Consider the following 17905-nt stretch of genomic DNA (forward strand, 5'->3'; position numbering starts at 1 on the left):
TTGCGTCAGTCCTCCAGCGTCCCCGACCTTGCATCGGCACTCTTCCTGTCGCCGACCAGCTTCAAGAGGTCCTCGCCGGCGCGAATTATGCGGCGCGAGCGGCGTGTCAGGATGAGGCCGGCCTGGGGCGCCAACACTTCCGTGCGGCCGTCGGGCTCACCCGGCGCGTGGACGATGGTGGCAAGGCGCGCACCCTTGGTGACGCGGTCGCTCGGCTTCACGTGGTAGAGGATCGCGCCCGAACGGGGCGCCGGCATCATCTCGATATTTTCGATCGGCGCGACGAGTCCTCCGAAGCTGCCAGACGCGGGCAGCGTCTGATCCCGGATGACGCCGCGCGCCACCAGCAGCCGGTAGAGCCCTTCGGCGTCGGCGCTGGCGAGGGCGCCGTCGACGTCGAGTATGCCGCGATATTCGACGGTGGTGGCGACGCGCCGATCGAGGCGCGCGACGTCGGCGGGAACGTTCTGATACGGCATGATCGAGGCGCCTTCGAAGGTGCCGTCGGGATCTTCGTGCCACAGCATCACCGCATCGACGCCCATAGCCGCCGCACAATCCGCCATGGCCGGCCACAGGCTGGTGTGGACGTAGAGGTAGGCGAGGCCTTCATCGTCGCAGTGCAGGTCGAGCACGATGTCGTGGCCGATGGAGAGCTGCAGCAGCCGCGTCTTCAGCCGCTGATCGACCGTGCCGTGCGCCGGCAGGAGCGTGAGGTCGGGCGCGGCGAGCCGCGGAAAGCCGCGATTGAAATTGGTGCGCGTCCCCAGATGGAAGCGGCCCTGATGGTCGCCATAGAGATATTGCGCGCGGCCGATCGGATTGGCCCAGGGCACGATGGTCATATTGCCGCTGATGCGGCCTTCGGCTTCCGCCCTGCTGAGCATCGGCATCAGCGCATCGATGGCAACGACGCCCGGCAATTCGCCGGCATGAAGTGCCGCCTGCAGATAGGCCGAAGGCGCTGTCTTGTCCGTTCCGGTGAAGCGGAAGACGGGGAATTCGTAGGAAACGCCCTCGCTGTCGCCGGCGATGCGTTCGATGGATTTCTGCATGGACTGTCTCCAGGAAACGAGACCGAACACATGCCCTTTCGCCAATACACTGTCGATTGGTCCAGCTTTTCGCGCTATGGGCGCACGGCTCTATCCGGGCTTGGCGCTCAAAGGATCGCGAGATAACGCCTGCGCCCGGCCTATGCCAGCGGCTTCAATTCCTGGGCGATGGTCGGCAGAAGCTCCGAGACGTTCGGGTGGATGTGCACCGCGCGCGCCAGCGTACTGACTGGCGCCTTGGCATACATCAGATCGAGCACGCAGTGCACTGCCTCGTCGCCACCCGGGCCGAGCACCGAACAGCCGAGGATTTCCTTGGTGTCGGCATCGACCAGGATCTTCATGAAGCCTTGCGTCTCACCTTTTTCGACGGCACGGCTGACGCGGGTCATTGGCCGCTGGCCGACAAGGGCGCGGCGGCCGGATTTCCTTACCGCGGCTTCGGTCATGCCGCAGCGGCCGAGTGGTGGGTCGATATAGAGCGCATAGGCCTCGATGCGGTCGCTGACCTTGCGCGGATCGTTGTCGAGCAGGTTGGCGGCGACAATCTCGTAGTCATTGTACGAGGTGTGGGTGAAGGCGCCCTTGCCGTTGCAGTCGCCCATCGCCCAGATGCCGGGCACGCTGGTGCGCAGCTGGTCGTCGACGACGATGAAGCCGCGTTTGTCGACCTCGACGCCGGCTTTGTCGAGGCCGAGATCGTCGGTATTTGGCGTGCGGCCCAGGGCCAGCAGCACATGCGAGCCGACCGCAGCCGCCTTGCCTGGCGAGAAGGTCACGGCGATTTCGTTGCCTCGCCTGGCGAAGCGGATATCGTCGGCGCCGAGATGGACGGCAATGGCTTCGTTTTCGAGGATCGACAAAATGGCGTCCGAGACGTCATCGTCCTCGCGGCCGATCAGGCGCGGGCTCTTTTCGATGACCGTGACTTCGGAACCGAAGCGGCGGAACATCTGCGCGAATTCGAGCGAGACATAGCTGCCGCCGACGACGATGAGATGGCGCGGCAGCACGTCGAGATCCATCATCGACGAATTGGTCAGGTAAGAAATGCCGTCGAGGCCGGGCAGGTCGGGCACCGAGGCGCGGCCGCCGGTGTTGAGGAAGATATTTTCGGCGCTCAGCAGATCGTCGCCGACGCGCACCGTATTGGCGGTCACGAAGCGCGCATGGCCGCGATAGAGCGTGCATTTGTCCATGCCGGCAATCCAGTCTTCGAGATTGCCGCGGGCATCGTTCGAGACTTTGTCCTTGCGCGCCTTGATCGCCTTGTAGTTGACGCCGATGGGACCGGAGAGCGTCACACCGTAGTCCGCGGCGCAGCGGGCGAGATGCGCGGCATAGGCGCTTGCCACCATCGTTTTGGTCGGCGTGCAGCCGGTATTGACGCAAGTGCCGCCGACCAGCTTTCGCTCGATCAGCGCCACGCTCATGCCGGCCGCATTCAGCCGGCCGGCGAGCGGTGGGCCGGCCTGCCCGGCACCGACGATGATGGCGTCGAATGTCTTTGCCGTCATGCCACCGCCGCCACGATCAGAAGTCCGCCGACGATCGCCACCGCGTCCTCGATGAAGGCGGCGGGCGGGTCCTTGCCGAAGGCGGTGGCCAGGCGCTTACGCGCCTCGGCGCCGCCCAACGTGCCGATCACCGCGCCGACGGCGCCGGCGATCAGGCCGCCGATGGTGGCGCCGCCGGTGGCGCCGATCACCGCGCCGGTGAAAGCGCCCAAGACGATGCGCGTGCCGAATTGCTGCGGCACCTTGCGGCTCGGCGCCGATGGCAGCTGGTCGGTGACCAGTTCGGCGATGGCCAGGATGGTGAAGATGCCGACGGCGATCCAGTGACCCATGAAACTCGCCCAGGTGCCGGTGACCGGCAACCAGCCTAGCCAGGCGCCCCAGGCGACCGCGGCGGGCGCAGTCATGGCGCGAAGCCCGGCAACGATGCCAATCAGGAGTGCAAGAATGTACAGCATGATTGATCCCTCGATGGCCGGCTTGGGACAGGTCCGAGAGAGCAAGCTACCATAGGTCCGGTATTTGACCAGAGGTGGTGTCGCCGCCGGCGCTTCCGTATTTTCACCAGTTGTGCTTGGCAAAGATTGAGACTGGAGTTGCGGCCATGACGGGGAGCGAACGCACGAAAATGGCGGCGGGCGAGTGGTATTGCTGCCTCGACCCGGAACTGGAGGCGCTGCGGATCACGGCACGCGACGCGGTGTTCGAGCACAACAGCCTGCCACCACGACAGCGCGGCGATATCGGGCCTGCCTTGCGGGCGCTGCTCGGCGCTGCAGGCGAGGGCGCCCGGATCGAAGCGCCGTCCCACTGCGCTTATGGCTTCAACATCTTTCTCGGCGACCGCGTCTTCCTCAATGCCGGCTGCACTATTCTCGATACGGCGCAAGTCCGCATCGGCAAGGGAACGCTGCTCGGCCCGAATGTGCAGATCTATTGCGCCGAGCACCACAAGCAGGCTGCCGGGCGGCGGGCAGGGCTGGAGATCGCCAGGCCGGTCGAGATCGGCGACAATGTCTGGATCGGCGGCAGTGCCATCATCCTCGGCGGGGTCAGGATCGGTGATGGCGCCATCGTCGGCGCCGGTGCCGTGGTGACGCGCGATGTGGCGGCGAACACCACGGTGGTCGGCAATCCGGCACGGGTAATCAGGAGCGGGTGAGCCGGATCAGCGTGAAGCGCCGCGTCTATCCAAATCGACACTCCTCGAGAATTCGCGCCGATACTGCCCGGGCGAGGTTCTGAGCCGCGCCGCGAAATGCTGGCGCAGCGAGGTGGCGCTGCCGAAGCCGGCCTCGAAGGCAACCGTATCCATCGATTTTTCCGTTGCTTCCAGCAGCCGCTGTGCGAGTTGCACACGCTGGTCGGTCAGCCAGTCGCCGAAACTGGTGCCGATCGTTTTCTGGAAACGGCGCGTGAACGTCCGGCGGGTGAGGCCGGCGAGACCGGCAACGCTGTCCAGACTGTGCGGATCACCCAGGGTTTTGCGCACCGTTTCGAGAGCCTGGGTGAAGCGGTCCGCATTGCCGGTTCTGGCGATGGGACGTTCGATGAATTGCGCCTGCCCGCCCTGCCGATGCGGAGAAAGCACGATCTGCCGGGCAAGGCGAAGCGCTGCCTCCGCGCCGTAACGAGCCCGTACGACGTGCAGGCAGCAGTCAAGCCCGGCGGCGACGCCGGCGGATGTCACGACATCGCCATCGTCGATGTAGAGCACTTCTGGTTCGACGAGAATGTCGGGATAGAGTTCCTGCAGCTGATCCGCGTAGGCCCAGTGCGTCGCGGCTCGCCGCCCCGAAAGCAATCCGGTCGCCGCGACAGCGAACGTTCCCAAGCACAGTCCGACAATCAGCGCGCCGCGCTCGTGCGCGCCAAGCAACGCCTCGATCAGTGTCGTCGGCGGTGAGATCCCGAGATTCTTCCAACTCGGCACGATGACGATGTCGGCATCATCGAGCGCTGAAAGCCCGTGCGGGACGCTGATGGTCAGCCCGGCATCAGTGCGGATCGGCCCGTTCTCAATCGCGCAGACCCGGAAGTCGAAGCGCGGCAGGCCGAGCGTCGTGCGATCCGCGCCGAACACGAGACACGGCACGGAGAGATGAAACGGGCTGATGCCATCGAAGGCGATGGCGGCAACGACAGGATCGGCCATGGGAGCTCCAGCAAAGGGTGACACCGATTGTCCCAATTCTTTCGAACAATGTCAATCGGGACACTTTTTGCGATCCGGCGCCGCGCTTATCGTCCACCCATCAATGCCAAACGGGAAAGGAAAACCCCATGTCGGACCCAGCCAAAGGCAAAGCTCCACGCCGCGCCCTCATCGTCATCGATGTTCAGAACGACTATGACGGCGGCAACCTCGCCATCCAGCATCCGCCGTTCCGCGAGAGCGTCGTCAATGTGGCGCGAGCGATGGACGCGGCCACCGAGGCAGGCGTCAAGGTGGTGGTCATCAAGCAGTTGGCACCGGAAACCTCATCGGTCTTCGCCAAGGGCAGCCATGGCGCCGAGTTGCACCCGGAAATCGCCAGGCGAAACCGCGACCACTACATCGAAAAGAACTTGCCCAGCGCCTTCACCGGCACGGATTTAGAGGAGTGGCTGCGCGCCAACTCTATCGATACGATCACGGTCATCGGCTACATGACGCATAATTGCGATCTGTCCACGGTCATCCATGCCGTGCATATGGGTTTTGAGGTCGAGTTCCTGTCGGACGCGACGGGGTCGTTGCCCTACGCCAACAGCGCCGGCTACGCTTCGGGCGAGGAAATCCATCGCGTCGTGACGATCGTATTGCAGTCGCGCTTCGCGGCCGTTCTCAAAACCGCCGAATGGATCGATTGCCTGAAGACCGGCGTGGTACCCCAGCACGACACACCCTATGCCTCCAACCAGCGCGCGCTGGCGCGAAGCGCGGCGTAGGAGACTATTGCGAGCAGGCAGAAGGGCGCCGCAGCGTTGCGGCGCCCTTTGCCGTTCGAGCGTTGATATCCTTAGAACAGGCCCTCGATCTGGCCCATTTCGTTCAGGAAGATCTTTTCCGAGGATGGCGCTTTGGGCAGACCGGGCATGGTCATCACCTCGCCGCAGATGATGACGACGAAGCCGGCGCCGGCAGACAGCCTGACCTCGCGCACCGGCACGGTGTGGCCGGTCGGCGCGCCGCGCAGATTCGGATCGGTGGAGAAGGAATATTGCGTCTTGGCCATGCAGACCGGCAAATGACCGTAGCCGGCGTGCTCCCAGGCGTGGAGCTGGTCGCGCACCGATTTGTCGGCGATCGCTTCGGAACCGCGATAGATGCGCTGGACGATGGTGTTGATCTTCTCGAACAGCGGCATGGCGTCAGGATAGAGCGGGGCAAATTGCGACGCGCCGGATTCGGCCAACGCCACGACTCTTTTGGCCAGTTCCTCGATGCCGGCCGATCCCTGAGCCCAGTGCTTGCACAGGATCGCCTCTTCGCCCATCGAGGCGACATAATCCTTCATCGCCTGGATCTCTGCCTCGGTGTCGGAGTAGAAATGGTTGATGGCGACCACGGCCGGCACACCGAACTGGCGGATGTTCTCGATGTGGCGGCCGAGATTCGCACATCCCTTCTTGACCGCCTCGACGTTCTCCTTGCCGAGTTCCTCCTTCTTGACGCCGCCATTCATCTTCATGGCGCGAACCGTGGCGACGATGACCGCCGCTGCCGGCCTCAGGCCGGCCTTGCGGCATTTGATGTCGAAGAACTTTTCGGCACCGAGATCGGCGCCGAAACCGGCTTCGGTGACGACGTAATCGGCAAGCTTCAGCGCCGTCGTGGTGGCAACGACGGAGTTGCAGCCATGCGCGATGTTGGCGAAGGGGCCGCCGTGGACGAAAGCCGGGTTGTTCTCCAGCGTCTGCACGAGATTGGGCTGCATGGCGTCCTTCAAGAGCACGGCCATCGCGCCGTCGGCCTTGAGGTCGCGTGCATAGACGGCCGACTTGTCGCGGCGATAGGCAACGATGATGTCGCCGAGGCGCTTTTCGAGGTCCTTCAGGTCGGTCGACAGGCACAGGATGGCCATGACTTCCGAGGCGACTGTGATGTCGAAACCGCCCTCGCGCGGGAAACCGTTGGCGACGCCGCCGAGCGAACAGATGATCTCGCGCAGCGACCGGTCGTTCATGTCCATGACGCGGCGCCAGACGACACGGCGGGTGTCGATGCCGAGCTCGTTGCCCCAATAGATATGGTTGTCGATCAGCGCCGACAGCAGATTATGGGCGGTGGTGATGGCATGGAAATCGCCGGTGAAGTGGAGGTTCATGTCCTCCATCGGCACGACCTGCGCATAGCCGCCGCCGGCGGCACCGCCCTTGACGCCGAAATTCGGTCCGAGCGAAGCCTCGCGGATGCAGACGATGGCCTTCTTGCCGATGCGGTTGAGGCCATCGCCCAAGCCCACCGTCGTCGTCGTCTTGCCTTCGCCGGCCGGTGTCGGGTTGATGGCGGTCACGAGGATCAGCTTGCCGTCCTTGTTGCCCTTCACCGACTTGATGAACTCGGCCGAGATCTTCGCCTTGTCGTGGCCGTAGGGCAGAAGATGTTCGCTCGGAATGCCGATCTTCTGGCCGATCTCCTGGATCTGCTTCTTCCTGGCGCCGCGCGCGATCTCGATGTCGGACTTCACTTCGGCCATGACGGCTTCCCTCTGAATTGAACGGATTCGATTACTGTGGTCGCAAGCCCGGCACTGCAGGCGCGGGCATGTTCTACCCCTGTCGCTGCCGCGGCGTCAACTTTCATGCAACTATGTTTCCTACGAAGAAAGTGCCTCTGCGGTCGGCTGCCCTGCTACAGGTTCTTTTTTCGCGCCGGTCGCCGCGCCGTATAGAAGCCAGAGCAGGCGCGGTTCCGCCGTCTCAAAACAGCCGCGTAATACGCGAAAAGCGACAGAAGCAACGGCGCAAATTCACCAGCGCCGGCTGCGCGGAACGATCCGCTACTGCGTCAGCACGTTGCTGATCTCGACCATGTTCGAGCGGACCCTGAGTATGTAAAACCCCATCGTCGTCAGATGTGTCGGCAACAGCCAGCCGTCCTCGCGGCCATTGGCGATGATGAAGGGCTGGATGCGCAGCGCCGAGACGAATTGCGCGTCCATCGTATCCCACAGGTTCTGCAGGTGCTTTTCCTTGATGACGTCCTCGAAGTCGGCCTGCGCGCCCTTCATCAGCCCGTAATAGGCATAAAGCTGGCCATAGGCGAACCAGAAGCGGTCGTCGGCACGGGTGTCGAACCAGCCATTGTTGTGGTTTTCGGCACGCTCCTTGAGGATCGCCGAGGTCGAGCCGATGTCGGACGAGATGCGGTCGATATACTGCTTGAGATTGTCGGCGCGGGCATCGAACGTGGCCTGGCAGGCTGCCAGACGGGCGTTGAAGGAACGCAGCTTGCGCACCGCGTCGCGATAATAGCTCGGGGTCGGCGTCTTGGGACCAAACGGGTTCAAGCCGAAGTACCAGGTTTCCTCATCGAACTGCAGATTGCCGCGGGCGTCCTGCAGGTCGGCGTCGATCTGCGAGGTGGTGCGGACGCGGCCGAGATTGTCGGCAAGCTCGGTCGCCGTGCGCCGCACCGCCTGGTTGATGCCGCGCTGGAACGAAGCCTTGTTGTCCATGAACGGCGTGTGGTCCCAGTCGATGCCGAACAGGCCGAGCTTGTAGAGGATCATCGACGACACCCAGGCATTCTGGTTGACGTTGAAGTCGGTCAGGTCGGCCGCAACCTGGGCAATGGCTGAATTTCCGCAGGTCTTGGCCGTGTCGGTGCCGGCGCCTGCAGAGACCTGTTCACCGGCGGAGCTGTTGCGCTTTTCGAACGTGTATTTGTCGACGTAATTCGGGTCGAAATTGTTCCACCACTGGGTGGCGTAGAAGAAATTAATGTAGAGGCCGATCAGCACGACGACAGCCAGGCCGAGCACCGCCTTCAGGATCCAGCCGCGTTGCGTGTACCAGCGCCCCGCCCACAGGAACGGCCACAGGATCGCGCCGATGAGCAAGCCGATGCCGCGGCCAATCCACTGGAAAATCCGGGTGAAGAAATTCACGATCGGATCAAGCATGGCGATGTCACCCCCTCAGTCAGTCAAGCCGTAGAGGCGTGTGCGAAACGCCACCTTGTCCTTCAAATATGCGGTTTTCAGAACGTCCACAACATGCGATCGCCAAGCGTCGCTGAAGCCGTCATAATCCCTGTAGAAGCCCGGCTTGTTGAAGACGTAACGCGAAACGAAGTCCTGCGGCACGAAGTCCGAGATCAGCTGGTTGGTCAGCCAGGCGTCTTGATGGTCCGGCTTGGCGCGGATCACCAGGAAGCGCTGCTGCGGGAACACATCCTCTATCTTGAGATGGCCGAGCTGAGCGATCTCGCGCTTGGCGGCGTTGAGGAAGGGAAAATTGCCATCCCTGGCGATCAGATCGGCATGGCCGTGGATCCAGGTCTGCAGCCAGACCTTGTCGACGTCGGTCAGATTGCGGTCGGGCTCGGCGTCGCGGATCAGCGCGCGCACCACCATTTCGGCGCGATGCTCGAGATAGCCGGAGGTTTCGATCCATGAGGCGCGCGGCAGCTCGATGCGGCCGGTCGAAGCGAGGAACTTGAACACCTTGTCGGCGTCGTGGATCGAGAGGTAGCTCACCTGCCACGGCCGCGAACGGCGGAAACCCGGCGCTGCCGGGTCGCTGATCACCGTCGTCACGTCGGGATCGACGAACACATAGAGCCCGCCGAAATGGCTGGTCCAATAGGCGTTGTGGCGGAAGATCACCTGGTCCGGCACCAGCGCATTCTCGCGGATGTCGCCGCAGACCTTCGCCAGCTCGACCATGTGTGCAAGCATGGCATTGTCGCGCCAGGCATCCGGTTCCTGCTTCAGCCGGTCGACCAGCTTGCCGAGCTCGGCGGCCTTGCCCAGCACGTCCTCGGCCGACAGCACCTTGAACTCGACCTGGTTGATCGACAGCAGATCCTCGATGTCGTCGACCTTGGGGACTGAATCCTCGATCTCGCCGTAGATGACGTCCTTGATTGTCAGCGCATCGATGGCGCGCTGGTTCTTCGACATGAACTCGTACATCAGCAGCGAGGTGTTGGAGAAAGCCGTGTGCACCACCGGCAGGTCGATCTGCGACGGCGTCAGGATGATGAAGCGGCGGTTGACCTCGTTCGGATCGAGGTAGCTGTAGTCGCCGCATTCCTCGGCGACCTGCGGCGAAAAGCCGGTACGGTCGATCTCGAAGCTTTTCAGCTTGGTCGGCTTCAGCCCGAAGGCGACCATCGCCTTGTTGTAGCGCTGGATCAGATGCGGCTCGTCGACCGTCAGCAGCCGGCCGTAGATCAGCTCGTTGTCGCGTAGCAGGTCGGGTTTCTTGGCAGGACTCATGCGCGTAGTCCCAACGGATCTTGCGCTGGATGACCGAGCTCCAACGCTGACGCCCCCCTCTCCCCGTTCTTCACGGGGAGAGGGTAAGGGTGAGGGGCAGCGCAAACGGTCAAGGACATGTCTCTCCATAGCCTTTGGCGGCGACAAATCGAAGATCACGCGTTTCGATATGGCGTTCGAGGCGCCCTTCGATCGCAGCCACCACTGTTTCAAGGACTGCTTCCCGCTCCTTCAATACGTCTACGTTCCAAAAGCGAAGGATAGACCAGCCATCGGAGACGATGAAGCGATCTCGGATTCGATCATATTGGCTGCCGACATGCTGACTGCCATCGACTTCGACGACGAGCTGGCAGTCTCTGCAGGCGAAATCGACGAAGTAAGAGCCTATCGGCAACTGCCGTACGAATTTATGGCCGTTCAGTCTGCGGTCGCGCAACTCCAGCCAGAGCGCGGTTTCTGCATCGTTGTCGGATTGACGCAGGCGCCTTGCGCGCTTGGTTGTGTCTATTTCTGGCCCACGCATGCGCTGCCCCTCACCCTTACCCTCTCCCCGTGAAGAACGGGGAGAGGGGGGCGTCAGCGTTTGAGCCACGTCTTTCAGCGTTGCTGTGGGAGCTTATGCATCGCACCGGAAACAGTGCTATCCGGTGAGAAGGAAGATCACGCATTCCACATTCCCTTCTTCTTCAACTCCTCGATCTCGCGGACGGCACGCTCCCGCAGACGGGTGTCGCGGATCATCTTGGTCACCGCCGCATCGTCGGCCTTGTCGGAATAGCGGAACTCGGAATCCGCATACCGGTTGATCTCCTGCATGACCATGTCCATCGAGAACGGCCCCCGCAGTTCCTCGATCATCGCCTTCTTGTCGTCGTAACCCTTGTGCATGAAGACTTCCGGCTTCTCGAACCATTCGTCCGGCAACTCGATATCCATGGCGCGCATCTTGATCGCGTCGGTGACGTTCTTGATGGCGCGGCCGGTGAAGCGCGGCTCGGCATCCTTGATCATGTGCAGATAGGTGCCGATATCGGCCATCGACTTCGGCGCGCTGTTCTCCTTCATGTAGCGCTCGTAGACCTTCATCAGCCCGTCTTCCTGCGGTTTCTCATGCTCTTCATAAGCCTCCATCACCGCGCGCTGGATTTCCTGGGCTGCGTAGAGCTTGTGGTCGCCGAGCGGGATCTTGTGGTTCTTGCCGGCCAGCAGGACGAAGATGTCGATGTAATCGTCGCGGGTCTGCGGACCGTCGACCAGCCAGCGTGCGCCGGCGCGCTGGCGCAGTGCGTCGTCGACGTTTTCGGGATAGTTGGAAAACATGCCGAACGAGCAATTACCGCGCACCACGGTGCCCGCGCCGGCAAAGGCGTCCATCAGCACACCGGTGATTTCCTGCTGGCCGGCCGAGGCGCGGTCGTCGGAGCGGCGTGCGGCGACCTGGTCGATGTCATCGATGGTGCCGAAGCCGATGACGCGCGGGTTCAGCACATTGTTGATGAATTGGCGGCAATTCTGGCCGGACTTGCCCTGATAGGAGGAGATCTGGTCGACGCCGAAATTCTCATAGGCGAAGGGGTAGCCGGCGACCTGGCAGTAACCGTTGACGAGGCCGGCAATCATCTGGATCAGCGTCGTCTTGCCGGTGCCGGGCGCCCCGTCGCCGATGAAGGTGAACAGGAAGCCGCCGAGCTCGACGAACGGGTTCAACTCGCGCTCGAAGTCGTAAGCCATCAGCATCTTGGCGAGCTTGACGGACTGGTACTTGGCGATGTGGTTGCCGACGACCTCGTCGGGCTTCTTGAAGGTCATCACCAGCGGCTTCGACCGCTTGCCCGGCGCGACGTCGAAGCCATCGAGCGTGAAATCGTCCACGTCGATGCGGATGTGCGCGTTCTCGAACGGACCGATGCCGTCGAAACGGCCCTTTCGCGCCAGAAGCCCATCGATGGCGACGCGGGCGAAGGCGCGGGCGCGGGTCATCAGGTCGGCATCGTCCTTCGAGCCTGATATCGCCCTGTCGAGGCCGGCCACGATCGACTTCACCGCGTCCTGCGGCGTATCGAACAAAAAGTCCGGCTCGGGCGTGTCGTTCGGTGCCTCGCCGTCGCTGTCGATCAGCTGGAACAGGTAGGAAGCAAGGCTGAAGGCCGAAATATAGGCCGAGGCCGACAGCAGCTTCTTGAAGGTGGCGGCCTCGTCACCCTCGAGTGGGGCGCGGGCGTTTTTCGCCTGCAGGCTTTCGAGGTCGGAGCCTTCGGCAAAGACGTCCGATATGGCCAACGCGATTGCCGCGCCGCGCCGGGTGCGAAACAGCAGCATGTGCTGCGCAATGCTCAACAACTGGTCGTCGGGATGGACGGCGGCGACGGTCTTGGAAAGCTCGACCTCGCGCGTGCGCCTGACCGAGCCGACCGAGACGGTCGAGACGAAGCGGCGGTTGGTGCCGGCAAGAGCGGTACCGGATTCGCGCGAAGGGTCCTCCAGTACGACGATGCGGGTGAGGAAGCTCTGCGCCGTGGCACGGTGCTTTTCAATTGCCGCTTCCGAAATCGTTGTCAGGCCGGTGTCCATGGGTACCTCATGTCAATCGCACTCCGCCTCGTGCCTTCTGCTATTTCCGTCCGAACAGGCTGGCCGCATACTCGATCGCGAAGATCAACAAAAACATCAATGCATAGAAGGAAGTAAAAGCCACGATAGCATCGAAAGCAGTCCCTATTCCGCCAACAGCTACACCAATTCGAAACCCTGTGAAGGGCACATACAAGGACAATATGAGGATCGTAGAGGCAACTCCGGCGAAGCCGGTGAGACTGGCATTTTTGAGGGAATTCGTTGATGCCAACGCGCCGCCAATTGCTCCGGATAAGACAGCTGCGCCAGCGATGGCGGTAGAGACTCGTTCTGGAACTAGATATTGCAACAAAGCGGCGATGAGCCACGCCGCCAAATTTACGATGACCACGGCAGTGCCGCGGTGTGATGTGGGTGCTGGTGCTGCCGTCTCGTTGTCAGACATCTGAGATGACCTGTCCATTCGACAGGATGTGGACCTTGTAGCCGGAAAAGATCTTCTGCGCCTCGCCGGCGGCATAGAGCGCCTGATAGGCCTCATGCGGGATCAGCGCATGGTTCTCGTAGCTCGACACGCCCTGGCGCGCGGCTTCGAGATCGTCGGTGTTGATGTAGAATTCCTGCGTCGTCTTTTCGCTCGAGAACAGCCCCTTGCGGCCTGGCTTCTCGGCCTTGGAAAAGACCTCCTGGATGGTCCAGGTCAGCAGCCAGGCGTTTTCCGGCTTGCGCACCTTGGCCAGCACTTCGCTTACCGTCGAATTGTTGTCGGTAATCCCTGCAGAATAGAACGGGCCGAGCACGACGCGACGCAGCTGCTTGGGATGCAGCGGTTCGAAATCCTTGTCGAGGTTGACCGCGATGGTCGCCGGCGACAGCGTGTAGGCGGAATTCTTCTCGGTGAAATCGTCGAAACGGTGGGCGAGCTCGGGATTGAGCAAGCCGTCGACCGGCAGCGGAATGTCGACCCTCTCATTAAGCTTGCCGCCGGAGTCGACCAGCTGCCGGATCATGTCGTCGGAGGAATCCTCGACCGTCAGCATATAGACCAGCGGCAGGTTGGCGCTGCCGTCGAAGCAGGCCCAGTGGACCAGATAATAGGGCCGCAACGTCTTCGGATTGACCGAAACCTTGGCCGTCTGGGCCAGCGTGAACGGGCCAAAGGTGGTCTCGCTCTTGACGTCTTCGAGGTAGAGCCGCTCGGCCATCGACTTCTGCAGCGCTTCGGGGAATTCCTTGTGGCGCAGGATGAAGTCCGCCATTTCCTCGCGCAGCTCGTCGGCCAACGGGAGGTTGGCGAGGCGCGCATCGGCCTGGCGGCGGTCGTTTTCCAGCTCGAGCAGGTTCTGGAAGACCGGAAAACCGCTTTCGGCGCGCGAGATGCGGAACGTCTCGGTGAAGCCCAGCCGGTTGCGCCAACACGAGAACGACTTGTCGAGCCGCGCGATGTATTCGGCGACGATCTTGGCGACGATGCCATGCCGGTAGAGCGGCGAGCGATCGTCGCGCATGAACACTTCGAGGCCGCCAAGTGCCGCCGCGATCGCCGAGAAATAGCGCGCCGCCGCTTCGTTTTCGGGGGTCATGCTGCCAGCCCTTGGGAGCAGTGCACGTGCAGCAATTACGACTGCACGTAATTTGCCGAATTGTGCTTCTTCATCACGTCGTCGAAGCGGCGGGCGAAGGCATCGTCGGCGAGCTTCTTGCGGCGCTGGATGTCGGCGGTGGCGACCATGTTCTTCTCGTGCATTTCAAGCAGATCGCCAATGTGCTTCTGCGAGGCAGCACCAATGCCGGCCATGGTCTCTTCGGCGGTGTTGTCGACCTGGCTGCCCAGCGTGTTGATCTTGTGGGCGACATCCTGTTGGGCGGCGGTCTTCAGCGAATCTTCCAGGGCCTTGTACAGCACGATGCGCTGCTCGGTATCGATGGTCAGCTTGTTGATCAGCGTCGATTGCGCCGCGATCTGGTTGTTGAGTGAATCGACGAAGGTCTGGAACATCGAGGTGTAGCGCTCCAGCGTCTGGCTTTCGGCCAGCAATTCCTGCTCCTTGGCCTGCTTCTCGTTGTATTCCGTGGCCAGTTTCGAGCGTTCGCCTTCAAGCTGCGTGCGCTCCTTCTGGCTGGTCGAGGCGGCGATCTTGTTCTCGATGTCGAGCAGCATCGGGTTGAGTTCCTCGATGCGCTTCTGCACGGTCTCGAGATTGGACATGGTGGTCTTGCGGCGCTCGATCACCTGCGACAGGCTGGCCTCGGAGGTTTTGTAGCGCGTGTCGAGAACCTGCTTCTGCGCCTTGAGGATGCCGACGATGGTGTCGGACTTCGCCAGCAGTTCCTGCAAATTGCCGGCCAGCGACATGTTGCGGACGCGGTCGGTGCGCATGCGCTGCTTGCGCTGGCTGGAGAAGACGCCGACGAGACTTTCCCAGCCGGTGTAGTTCTTCATGCTCTCGAATTCGGCGCCGAAGACGTTGGTGGCGTCCTCGAGGCCGATGATCAGGTCGGCGATATTGCCTTCCATCACCTTCTGCTGCTTCAGCACATCCTCGATGCGGGCATTCTCGATGTCGAAATTGGCGTCGCCGATCCTCTTGTCGGCGGTGGCGAGCGTGTCGAGCACGGCACCGGACTGCTCAATCTTGGTGCGCATGTCCTGCACGACCTGCTTGGTCTTGACAATCTCGGCATCGAAATTCTGCAATGTCGCCATTGGGGCCTCCCGCTTCGGCATCGGTTTCGTTTCGCAAACCGCCGCGAATATATGTGCCGGGTTTGGCGAATGAAAGACGGAAGACATGGGATTACAGGAAAACAAAGAATTTCAGGAGGCGACTGCAGGATAATCAAGCCATGATTACGCTGTAACTGCCGGCCGGTCAGGCACCGCTTCGACCTCGGCTGGACTTTTGCGCGGGAGCGACGCTCAGGGCTTGGGATCGGCTTTGAGGTAGGCGATGACGTTGGCGATGTCATCGTCGCTGGTCAGGCCGGAGAAGGCCATTTTGTTGCCGGGGACCTTCTGCCGGGGTGCGCGCAGGTATTCGGCAAGGTTTGCTTGGTCCCAGACCAAACCGGCGGCGCCGGCATCCTTCATCGCCTGCGAGTAACGGCTGAGATAACTGTCCGCGGTGCCGGCGGTGCGGCCGACGACACCCAGCAGATGCGGGCCGACCTTGTCGCGGTCGCTCGTTGCCTCGTGACAGACCATGCATCTGTTGAAGACCTTTTTGCCGAGAGCAGCATCGCCGTCGGCATGCGCGGCAACAACGCCGGCGATGAGGAAAGCAGTTGCAGACGAAATTACTCGAAGCATGGGAACTCCCGACGGCTCTGGCAGTGGATCAAAATAGGCGGCACGCTCAACAAAGGCTGCAATGGCGCGATTGCGGAACGAATGTCAGCCGGGAGGTCGGATGAAAGCAATAGCGCTGGTTTAGGCTTTGGTGAAGCCGATGAAATCGTCTGGGGCGGCGCGGCCCATTTCCTCTTCCCAATGGCGGCGGCAGAGCGAGACATAGACGTCCTTGCCGATCGCCACCTGTTCGCCCTGTTTGGCCACCTTGCCGTCGGCGCCGAGGCGCACCACCACCGTCGCCTTGCGGCCGCAGCGGCAGATGGTGCGCACCTCGCGCAGGTCGTCGGCGATCGCCAGCAGGGCGCGCGAGCCGGAAAACAGCTTGCCTTGGAAATCGGTGCGCAGGCCGTAGCACATGACCGGGATGTTCAGCCGGTCGGCGATGCGGGCGAGTTGCCAGACCTGCTCCTCTTCGAGGAACTGCGCCTCATCGATAAAGACACAATGGACCGTGGCGTGGTCATGATGCTCGGCGACCCGGGCGAATAGGTCGTCGCCGTCGCGGAACATCTCGGCTTCCGTCTCCAGGCCGATACGCGACGAGATCAGCCCGGTATCGCCCTTGCGATAGTGGCCGGCGTTGAACAGCATCGTCGTCATGCCGCGCTCGCGGTAATTATACGAGGCCTGCAACAACATCGTCGTCTTGCCGGCATTCATCGTCGCATAGTGGAAGTACAGCTTGGCCATGCCGTCCTTTTAAGCCGAGTTGCAACAAAGCGGGGAGGGGGAGCGCCTACATTCCACCGGGAAAAGACGACTTCCATCCGGAAAGCGGCGGGCGTGTCGTTGATCGACCAGCCTGCGCCGTTGATCGTGGTTGCCTTAGTGCTTGAAACCGCAGCAGAATGGTGTTTGGCTGACGGAACAAAGGTGGAGATAAAACCGCCACTTCGCTTCACCGAGAACTGAAATGGGAGAATTTCTATGTCGCGCATGAATTCATTCGTCGCCGGTCTCGGCCTGGCGGCTTTTCTATCCACGACTGCGGCCTTCGCCGGCGATCCGGAAAGCTGCAAGGCGGTTCGTCTGTCGGATGTCGGCTGGACCGACATCCAGGCGACAACCGGTATAGCCTCGGTGCTGCTCACCGCGCTCGGCTACGAGCCGCAGGTGATCCAGCTTTCGGTGCCGGTGACGATGGCGTCGCTGAAGAACAAGGACCTCGATGTCTTCCTCGGCAACTGGATGCCGTCGATGACCAACGACATCAAGGACTACACCGCAGAAGGCTCCATCGAGACCGTGAGCGAGAATTTGAGCGGTGCCGGCTACGGCATCGTCGTGCCGACCTATGTCGCCGACGCCGGCGTCAAGACGCTGACCGATCTCGGCAAGTTCAAGGACAAGTTCGACGGCAAGATCTACGGCATCGAGGCCGGCAATGACGGCAATCGTATCATCCTCGACATGATCAAGAACCCGGCCGACAATCTCGAAGGCTTCGAGCTGGTCGAATCGTCCGAAGCCGGCATGCTCACCCAGGCCGAGCAGTCGATCAAAAACAATGAATGGATCGCCTTCCTCGGCTGGACGCCGCATCCGGTGATGGGCGCCATGAAGATCACCTATCTCGGCGGCATGGGCGACACTGGCTTCGGCGCCGCCACCGTGCATACGATCGTGCGCAAGGGCTATACGACCGAGTGCCCGAATGCCGGCAAGTTCATCACCAACCTGAAGTTCAACCTGGACATGGAAGGCGAGATGATGGACGCGATCCTGAAGGGCGGCGACGCCAATACGGTCGCGACCGACTGGCTGAAGAAGCACCCGGACGCGGTCGCTCCCTGGATCGCCGGCGTCACCACCTTCGACGGCGGCGATGCGGCGGCTGCGGTGAAAACGGCGCTCGGAAGCTGACCCGACCGTCTGGCATGACGAGACAAGGGGCAGCCACGGTAGAAATGGCTGCCCTTTTTCATATCCTGTGACAAGATGACCGTCCGGCAAAGGACGGCGCCGGCAGAAGAG

The 17905-nt window shown here is 62.1% G+C and carries 18 protein-coding genes; 4 read left to right on the plus strand and 14 right to left on the minus strand.

The window, feature by feature from the left end:
• Nucleotides 1–5: 5 nt before the first annotated feature.
• The 3 genes from NKH89_RS15070 to NKH89_RS15080 form a co-directional block, all read right to left on the minus strand.
• Nucleotides 6–1055, minus strand: coding sequence for a M14 family metallopeptidase (locus NKH89_RS15070; RefSeq protein WP_023719245.1), 1050 nt, complete (start codon nucleotides 1053–1055; stop codon nucleotides 6–8).
• 140 nt (nucleotides 1056–1195) lie between these two features.
• Nucleotides 1196–2572, minus strand: coding sequence for an FAD-containing oxidoreductase (locus NKH89_RS15075; RefSeq protein ID WP_352856587.1), 1377 nt, complete (start codon nucleotides 2570–2572; stop codon nucleotides 1196–1198).
• The gene (locus NKH89_RS15080; protein ID WP_352482058.1) at nucleotides 2569–3030 is read right to left on the minus strand and encodes a DUF4126 domain-containing protein; all 462 of its coding nucleotides are present in this window, start codon (nucleotides 3028–3030) and stop codon (nucleotides 2569–2571) included. The genes NKH89_RS15075 and NKH89_RS15080 overlap by 4 nt, the downstream gene beginning before the upstream one ends.
• A 146-nt stretch (nucleotides 3031–3176) precedes the next feature.
• Here NKH89_RS15080 and NKH89_RS15085 point away from each other — a divergent pair, with 146 nt between their 5' ends.
• A complete protein-coding gene (locus NKH89_RS15085) occupies nucleotides 3177–3734 on the plus strand; it encodes a sugar O-acetyltransferase (RefSeq protein WP_023719242.1) in 558 nt (185 codons plus the stop codon).
• A 6-nt stretch (nucleotides 3735–3740) separates the two neighbouring features.
• On the opposite strand, the gene NKH89_RS15090 is transcribed toward NKH89_RS15085, so the two are convergent.
• A complete protein-coding gene (locus tag NKH89_RS15090) occupies nucleotides 3741–4727 on the minus strand; it encodes a helix-turn-helix domain-containing protein (protein ID WP_352856584.1) in 987 nt (328 codons plus the stop codon).
• A 128-nt stretch (nucleotides 4728–4855) separates the two neighbouring features.
• On the opposite strand from NKH89_RS15090, the gene NKH89_RS15095 reads away from it, so the two are divergent.
• Complete coding sequence (locus NKH89_RS15095; protein ID WP_352482061.1) at nucleotides 4856–5503, plus strand: cysteine hydrolase family protein; 648 nt, start codon at nucleotides 4856–4858, stop codon at nucleotides 5501–5503.
• A 71-nt stretch (nucleotides 5504–5574) separates the two neighbouring features.
• Here the strand turns inward: NKH89_RS15095 and NKH89_RS15100 are convergent, their stop codons facing one another.
• The 10 genes from NKH89_RS15100 to NKH89_RS15145 form a co-directional block, all read right to left on the minus strand.
• Nucleotides 5575–7254 carry a formate--tetrahydrofolate ligase gene (locus NKH89_RS15100; protein WP_023719240.1) on the minus strand — a complete coding sequence of 560 codons (1680 nt, stop codon included), beginning with the start codon at nucleotides 7252–7254 and terminating at the stop codon, nucleotides 5575–5577.
• Nucleotides 7255–7557: 303 nt separating this feature from the next.
• Nucleotides 7558–8682, minus strand: a complete 1125-nt coding sequence (locus NKH89_RS15105) for a DUF2333 family protein (protein ID WP_023719239.1) — start codon at nucleotides 8680–8682, stop codon at nucleotides 7558–7560.
• A 15-nt stretch (nucleotides 8683–8697) separates the two neighbouring features.
• Nucleotides 8698–10002, minus strand: coding sequence for a DUF6638 family protein (locus NKH89_RS15110; protein ID WP_352909225.1), 1305 nt, complete (start codon nucleotides 10000–10002; stop codon nucleotides 8698–8700).
• Nucleotides 10003–10111: 109 nt separating this feature from the next.
• A complete protein-coding gene (locus tag NKH89_RS15115; RefSeq protein ID WP_084642682.1) occupies nucleotides 10112–10528 on the minus strand; it encodes an endonuclease domain-containing protein in 417 nt (138 codons plus the stop codon).
• Nucleotides 10529–10665: 137 nt separating this feature from the next.
• On the minus strand, nucleotides 10666–12576 hold the full coding sequence (locus NKH89_RS15120) for an AAA family ATPase (protein ID WP_352909227.1): 1911 nt from the start codon (nucleotides 12574–12576) through the stop codon (nucleotides 10666–10668).
• A 40-nt stretch (nucleotides 12577–12616) separates the two neighbouring features.
• Nucleotides 12617–13024 (minus strand): hypothetical protein, encoded by a 408-nt coding sequence (locus tag NKH89_RS15125; protein ID WP_352482064.1) that lies wholly within the window; start codon nucleotides 13022–13024, stop codon nucleotides 12617–12619.
• Nucleotides 13017–14162 (minus strand): hypothetical protein, encoded by a 1146-nt coding sequence (locus tag NKH89_RS15130; RefSeq protein ID WP_352909229.1) that lies wholly within the window; start codon nucleotides 14160–14162, stop codon nucleotides 13017–13019. Before NKH89_RS15130 ends, NKH89_RS15125 begins: the two co-directional genes overlap by 8 nt.
• A 35-nt stretch (nucleotides 14163–14197) precedes the next feature.
• Complete coding sequence (locus NKH89_RS15135) at nucleotides 14198–15286, minus strand: hypothetical protein (protein WP_352909231.1); 1089 nt, start codon at nucleotides 15284–15286, stop codon at nucleotides 14198–14200.
• Between the two features lie 213 nt (nucleotides 15287–15499).
• A complete protein-coding gene (locus NKH89_RS15140) occupies nucleotides 15500–15889 on the minus strand; it encodes a c-type cytochrome (protein WP_352591716.1) in 390 nt (129 codons plus the stop codon).
• A gap of 120 nt (nucleotides 15890–16009) precedes the next feature.
• Entirely contained in the window at nucleotides 16010–16621 is a 612-nt protein-coding gene (locus tag NKH89_RS15145) for a thymidine kinase (RefSeq protein WP_352591719.1), read from the minus strand.
• Between the two features lie 93 nt (nucleotides 16622–16714).
• On the opposite strand from NKH89_RS15145, the gene NKH89_RS15150 reads away from it, so the two are divergent.
• Together NKH89_RS15150 and choX are read left to right on the plus strand one after the other, a co-directional pair.
• Entirely contained in the window at nucleotides 16715–16843 is a 129-nt protein-coding gene (locus NKH89_RS15150; RefSeq protein ID WP_280940418.1) for a hypothetical protein, read from the plus strand.
• 15 nt (nucleotides 16844–16858) lie between these two features.
• A complete protein-coding gene (gene choX / locus NKH89_RS15155; RefSeq protein ID WP_352909232.1) occupies nucleotides 16859–17794 on the plus strand; it encodes a choline ABC transporter substrate-binding protein in 936 nt (311 codons plus the stop codon).
• Nucleotides 17795–17905: the final 111 nt, after the last annotated feature.

The organism is Mesorhizobium sp. M0923, from assembly GCF_040319365.1.
Lineage (GTDB): Bacteria > Pseudomonadota > Alphaproteobacteria > Rhizobiales > Rhizobiaceae > Mesorhizobium.